Source organism: Spiroplasma sp. hy2, assembly GCF_044714365.1.
Lineage (GTDB): Bacteria > Bacillota_I > Bacilli_A > Mycoplasmatales > Mycoplasmataceae > Spiroplasma > Spiroplasma phoeniceum.
Map to the genome: position 1 here is coordinate 1 of NZ_RXFZ02000049.1, position 6,047 is coordinate 6,047.

Below are 6,047 nucleotides of genomic sequence, written 5' to 3' on the forward strand. Positions count from 1 at the left end.
TTAATAAAGTTGATAATAAACAACTAAATTGAATAATGAAGACTATTAATAATAAATTACGCCCCTGTCTTAACTGAATTTCTTCTAAAAAGGCATTTGAATTTTTAGCATTAGTTCATAAATAAATTTATTAATAAAACTTAATAAATAATTTTTTAGTATGCTTAAATATGATTAAATTAAGTTATATTTATAAAATATTTTAATTTTTTTAAAAAATAGTTGCATTTATTTTAAATGATGTTATCATTTTATTAATAAGAGCTTTGGAAAAAGCGTGTTTGCAATTACAATTTACAATATTTAAGTGATTAAATAATTTTTCATTCATAAAGTAACGATAACTTTGTGGGTCGTTTGGTTCTAAACCAATGTATTCATCTAAGTTAAAAGTTGTTACTTTACTTCAGTCTGTCTTATTTTTTTATAATCTTCAATAATATATTGATAAGTTGTTTCTGGTGATGAACCAGTTGCTAAACCAAAAACAACTTTTGGATTTTGCTGCACATAATTTACAAAAATTTGTCCAACAACTTTCCCAATTGCATTTTTATCTTCAACAATAATTAATTTCATTTTTTATTCCTCCCTATTGTTTTATAATTTATTAAAATAAATTTCTATTTTTGTGTTAAATGATGTTGTGAATAAGCAATTTCACCTTCACATAAAGTCATTAAAACTTTTAAGTCAGCATCTAACACAACTAAATCTGCTAATTTACCAACAGCGATTGAACCAGTCGTTGAATAAATTCCTAATTGTTTAGCAATATTAGTGCTAGTAACTAATGCTAAATCTTGGAATGAACAATTAGTAAACTGCTGAAAATTACGAACACAATAATCATAGGTTGCAACTGACCCCGTAATTGTAGTTGTGCCTTTAATGACAACTTGTTGTCCCGTTTTAACAACTGGCAATGGCCCAAATTGATATTCACCATCAGGTAATCCTTTTGCAAGCATTGCATCAGTTACTAAACAAATTCCTTTTGCTCCTTTAATTTTATAAGTTAAATTAATGATATTTGGATTAATATGAATTCCATCACTAATTAATTCACATAAAATTTCATCAAAATTTAATGCAGCAGGACAACACCAGGCTGACGATGATCATATTTGCTCATAGCATTATATAAGTGTGTTACATGGTGGACTCCCATTGCTACTCGTTTTGCGACTAAATCATATGTTGCATTTGAATGTCCAATTGATGGTAAAATTTGATGTTCTAATAAAAACTTTGTAAAAGTACCATTTTCTTCTTCAGGCGCATATGTGACAATCCGAATGTTATTACTTGAAGCTTCTATTCATTTTTCTAACAGGTGAATGTTTGGTTCTTGTAATAATGTTTCATCATGTGCACCTTTAAAATTATGGGAAATAAAAGGTCCTTCTAAATGGACACCAATTTGTCGTGCTTGCGGGCCCTTATTATAATTTTTCATATAATCTTGATATACCGTTAAAATTTTTGTTAAAGTATCATCACTGCCAGTAATAATTGCTTGGCAATATTTGGTAATTCCTTCTTGTGGTACTGCTTGAGCAAATTTTTGAAAACTAGCAATTGTGCCTTTTTCAGTATCTTCACCATATCCACCATGCACATGACAGTCAATAAAACCAGGCATAATAATTGCTTGTTGTAAATCATAACCTCTTTGGTCAGTATGACCTGCTGTAATTTTAACAATTTTATTATCTTTAATTTCAATTCATCCATTTGAAATTACTTCTTCACAAATTATTTTCGCATTTTTTAAAATCATTTTGTCTTTCTCATCTTTCTATCTTAAAAATTAAAATTTAGTGGTAGTTTTTTAAGATCAAAGGTAACTTTCTTATGCCCCAAGCAACGATAAAACAATGCTAAAATTAACATATGATTATTTTCCCGAATCAAATAAGTTTGCTTTCCAACCGTAATTTTAACACCAATATCAATAAATTCAACATTTGAAATATCTGTTAAATTAAACTGAACTACTTCCTTATTATTATTCTTATCTAAACCATCAATAATAAACCGCTTATTAGTAATTAATAAAACACCCTTCCCTTACAAAAAAACTTAATATCTTTATGGGTTGTAAAAAGATGAATATTAACAGCATTATTTTTAAAATGGCACTTTTCCTTTGGTTGTAAATCAAATGCCACTGGTAAAACTTTTAAGGGACGTCATAATGTAAAATTAACTTCTTCAACATTATAAATAAACTCTTGTTCACGACCAGTTAGCACTAAATCTAATTTCCGTTGATATTTATAAAACCGATGAATAAAATCTTGGGTATAAGCAAAATTTTTTAAAATTCAACGTTTAAAAATTCAATATTTAAAATTACGGAAATTCTCAGTTCCCATCTTTTTCTGATAACGGTCTAAGACAAAGCGTGGTTTATATTTAAAATTGTCTTCATTTAACGCAAACTTTCACTCTTCACGTTTTAAATAAAAAGTTATATCTTTTGTCAATCTTGAAAACATTCCCATCACCTTTATTAATTATATAACAAAAATAAAAAACTCTAAATTAATCGTAGATTAGTTTAGAGTCTAGGGTTATTTTTAACTAAATTCAATGGTGGTTCAGGACAGAATTGAACTGCCGACACTTTGAGCTTCAATCAAATGCTCTACCAACTGAGCTACTGAACCACGATTGGCGGTCTTGACGGGACTTGAACCCGCGATCTCCTCTGTGACAGAGAGGCATGATAACCACTTCACTACAAGACCATTGGTTGCGGGGGCAGGACTTGAACCTGCGACCTTTGGGTTATGAGCCCAACGAGCTACCACTGCTCCACCCCACAATTTTAATACTATCATAACTTAACTTTTAATTGCAAGTTTTTTTAAAAAAATGGCGGAAGATGAGGGATTCGAACCCCCGCGCGGCTTTCACCGCCTGTCGGTTTTCAAGACCGATCCCTTCAACCAGACTTGGGTAATCTTCCAAAAAATGGTCGGAAAGCAACTAAATAATAAATGGTGGACCCTACTGGACTTGAACCAGTGACCATCCGGTTATGAGCCGGATGCTCTAACCAACTGAGCTAAGGGTCCATGGTAGCGAGAAAGAGACTTGAACTCTTGACCTCCCGGGTATGAGCCGAGCGCTCTAACCAGCTGAGCTATCCCGCCATATCAAGTTTAATTGCTTTACTAAAGTTAATGGTGGACCCGAACGGGATCGAACCGTCGACCCCCTGCGTGCAAGGCAGGTGCTCTCCCAGCTGAGCTACGGGCCCAAAATAGTATAAAAAATGGTCGGAAAGACAGGATTCGAACCTGCGACCCCTCGGTCCCAAACCGAGTGCTCTACCAAGCTAAGCTACTTTCCGAAAAAAAATAACATTTAAATAAATGGCGCGCCCAGAAGGATTCGAACCCTCAACCTTTTGATCCGTAGTCAAACGATCTATCCAATTGATCTATGGGCGCATAAGAAATAAAGCAGTATTTAAATGTTGAGCAGATTTAAATGGAGGCACTAGTCGGATTCGAACCGACGATCGGGGAGTTGCAGTCCCATGCCTTAGCCACCTTGGCTATAGTGCCATAAAATCTAAACCCCTACTATATTATCATATTCATAATTCATTTCAAGATAAATAAATAAAAAAATTAAATTCATTCTATTATTTTTATTTATTCTACAGCAATTAAAAACGGATATAATGTTTGATCACCATCAATAAATTCATATTCAACATCAAAACTTTCATCTAAATATTTTCGAATTGCATTAATATCGCGTGTTTCTGCTTCTTCACCAGCAAAAATTGTAACAATTTCTGTTGATTTTGTAATTGCTCGGTCAAACAAGTATTTCATTGTTCATGATAAGGTTGGAAATGAACAAATAATTTTTTTATTCATAATTCCCATATATTCTCCTTTGTTAATTTTAACACCATCAATTGAAGTTGTTTTTGCTGAAACAGCAATTGACAAGCTTGTCACATTTTTAAGACTTGCTTTTAATGTTGAATAAATCTTTTTCGGTGTCTCTCCCGGTTCAAATGATAAAGCTGCTACCATTCCTTCTTGAATTGATGTTGTTGGCACAACATAGACATTGGACTTACGTTCAACTTTTGCTGCTTGTTGCGCTGCTAAAATTGCGTTACTATTGTTTGGTAAAATAAAGACATCAACCGCATCAACTGCTTCAATTGCACTTAAATAATCATCCGTTGATGGATTCATTGATGCTCCACCATTAACTGTAAATTGAATATTTAAATCAGTTTTGAAAAAATTAGCAATGCCATTTGATGGTGTGACAGCAATAATAGTGGCCGGATTTTTCAATTGCCGATCAATTTTAATTGTTTTAACATGTTTGGCTGCTTGTAAATTCATATTTTCAATTTTAATATTCTTAAACTCACCATGTTGTTGTAAAAAAGTTAAAATATAACCAGGAAGTAAAGTATGGACATGAACTTTTAAAATATCATTATCAACAACTGCAACAATTGATTTTCCACCTTGATCTTCTAATGTTTGGCGAATTTGCATTACATTAATTTTATTAATATGCTTATGATCTAACATTACAATTGCTTCAGTACAATAACCAAATTCTTCATTTTGTAAATCCATAACAACATTTTCACCAGTATTTTCAACCTGTTTTTTTCGTTGTGGCACAATTTTTCCTGTTTTTCAATATTCTGTAATGCCTTCAAATATTTTTACTAAACCAAAACCACCTGAATCAACAACACCAACTTCTTTTAAAACTGGCAGTAACTCCGGAGTATGATTCAATGACTCAGTTGCAAAATCAACAATTTTTTGGAATAACTCTGGAACAGGAATTTCTTTTTCTAATGTTGAAACATGTTCCGCAGTTTCACGAATTACAGTTAAAATTGTTCCTTCAACCGGTTTCATTACCGCTTTATAAGCAACCTCATTTGCTTGTGAAATCCCTGCTTTAACTGAATCAAAATTTAATTCATCAAATTCTTTTAAACCATTGGCAAAACCACGAAAGATCTGTGACAAAATAACACCTGAATTACCACGAGCTCCCATAATTAAGCCGCGTGCAAAAACATCAGCAACCTTACTAATTGACTCCGAATTGAGTTCATTAATTTCCTTAACAGCATTAGTCATCGTTAAATTCATATTTGTTCCCGTATCGCCATCAGGAACTGGAAAAACATTTAATTTATCAATTTCTGGATAAAAATTATATAATTTATTATAACCGCTGATCAGTGAATCTTTAAAAGATTTTGCATTAAATTCCATTTCTATCACCTTTACATTTTTCATCAATTAATTTCCTTTTTTTAGTTCTCCTAAGTGATATAACTGTAAATCTTGCATCATTCAAATATCTCATTTTAATAAATTTCCTACCTAAATTAATAAGTCTTGAATATTTACATTCACATAAATCATAATATTGTTTGAATAAATATCCAGTTTTTCTAATTCATATTTAATCCTAATTTGTATTTCTCGGGCAATATCTTTAATATTTACTCCTTCTAGCAAAATAATAAAGATATCTATATAAAAATTACGACCATCTTGTCTCAATTTAATTGACTGTGAGTAATCTTTAAGTAGCATTATCACATTATCTTCATTATTTTCAGTATCATCAACCTTTGCGAATCCAGCGACCCCAGGAACTGTAATTACTGCTGCATGAACTAAATTTGCAATTTTAGCTACATTAATTTTTTCAATCATAAAAATCACCACTAAACTAAATTAACATTATTAATTATAACTAGAAAATATAATAAAGCAATAAATTTATTATATTTTCTTAATTAAATTGTTAACTTTTCGTTGTCTTTCCCATTTAAAATTATTTAAAAAAAATCATCAATATTTGTTAACATATGACTAGGACTAACAAGTTTCTCTAATGTCTTCTCTTCCGCTAATATTAGACTTCTTGCATAACCTATTAAAATAATTGTAAATATTTTTAAAAAGATACTAATAGCAAATTATAATTTTAATTAATTATGTCTTTTATTTAAAAATAWA

The 6,047-nt window shown here is 30.9% G+C and carries 6 protein-coding genes and 10 tRNA genes; all 16 read right to left on the bottom strand.

Going from position 1 to position 6,047, the window contains the following annotated elements; all coding sequences use genetic code 4:
- Positions 1-396: 396 nt before the first annotated feature.
- On the bottom strand, positions 397-579 hold the full coding sequence (locus EHV01_RS02500) for a 6-phosphogluconolactonase (protein WP_277938482.1): 183 nt from the start codon (positions 577-579) through the stop codon (positions 397-399).
- A 44-nt stretch (positions 580-623) separates the two neighbouring features.
- Positions 624-971, bottom strand: a complete 348-nt coding sequence (locus EHV01_RS02505) for an amidohydrolase family protein (protein ID WP_422066064.1) — start codon at positions 969-971, stop codon at positions 624-626.
- A 116-nt stretch (positions 972-1,087) separates the two neighbouring features.
- Positions 1,088-1,783, bottom strand: a complete 696-nt coding sequence (locus EHV01_RS02510; protein ID WP_422066065.1) for an N-acetylglucosamine-6-phosphate deacetylase — start codon at positions 1,781-1,783, stop codon at positions 1,088-1,090.
- Between the two features lie 271 nt (positions 1,784-2,054).
- Positions 2,055-2,504, bottom strand: coding sequence for a hypothetical protein (locus EHV01_RS02515; protein ID WP_422066066.1), 450 nt, complete (start codon positions 2,502-2,504; stop codon positions 2,055-2,057).
- Between the two features lie 95 nt (positions 2,505-2,599).
- Positions 2,600-2,675: transfer RNA gene (locus EHV01_RS02520), tRNA-Phe, on the bottom strand.
- Between the two features lie 5 nt (positions 2,676-2,680).
- Positions 2,681-2,756 (bottom strand) — tRNA-Asp (locus tag EHV01_RS02525).
- 2 nt (positions 2,757-2,758) lie between these two features.
- A tRNA-Met gene (locus EHV01_RS02530) sits at positions 2,759-2,833 on the bottom strand.
- Positions 2,834-2,884: 51 nt separating this feature from the next.
- Positions 2,885-2,977: transfer RNA gene (locus tag EHV01_RS02535), tRNA-Ser, on the bottom strand.
- A 32-nt stretch (positions 2,978-3,009) separates the two neighbouring features.
- Positions 3,010-3,086, bottom strand: a tRNA-Ile gene (locus EHV01_RS02540).
- 1 nt (position 3,087) lies between these two features.
- Positions 3,088-3,164 (bottom strand) — tRNA-Met (locus EHV01_RS02545).
- Positions 3,165-3,195: 31 nt separating this feature from the next.
- A tRNA-Ala gene (locus EHV01_RS02550) sits at positions 3,196-3,271 on the bottom strand.
- Between the two features lie 16 nt (positions 3,272-3,287).
- Positions 3,288-3,364 (bottom strand) — tRNA-Pro (locus EHV01_RS02555).
- Positions 3,365-3,387: 23 nt separating this feature from the next.
- Positions 3,388-3,464 (bottom strand) — tRNA-Arg (locus EHV01_RS02560).
- A 41-nt stretch (positions 3,465-3,505) separates the two neighbouring features.
- Positions 3,506-3,581, bottom strand: a tRNA-Cys gene (locus EHV01_RS02565).
- 90 nt (positions 3,582-3,671) lie between these two features.
- Positions 3,672-5,291 (bottom strand): DAK2 domain-containing protein, encoded by a 1,620-nt coding sequence (locus EHV01_RS02570; protein WP_422066067.1) that lies wholly within the window; start codon positions 5,289-5,291, stop codon positions 3,672-3,674.
- A gap of 111 nt (positions 5,292-5,402) precedes the next feature.
- Positions 5,403-5,741, bottom strand: coding sequence for an Asp23/Gls24 family envelope stress response protein (locus tag EHV01_RS02575; protein WP_400249046.1), 339 nt, complete (start codon positions 5,739-5,741; stop codon positions 5,403-5,405).
- Positions 5,742-6,047: the final 306 nt, after the last annotated feature.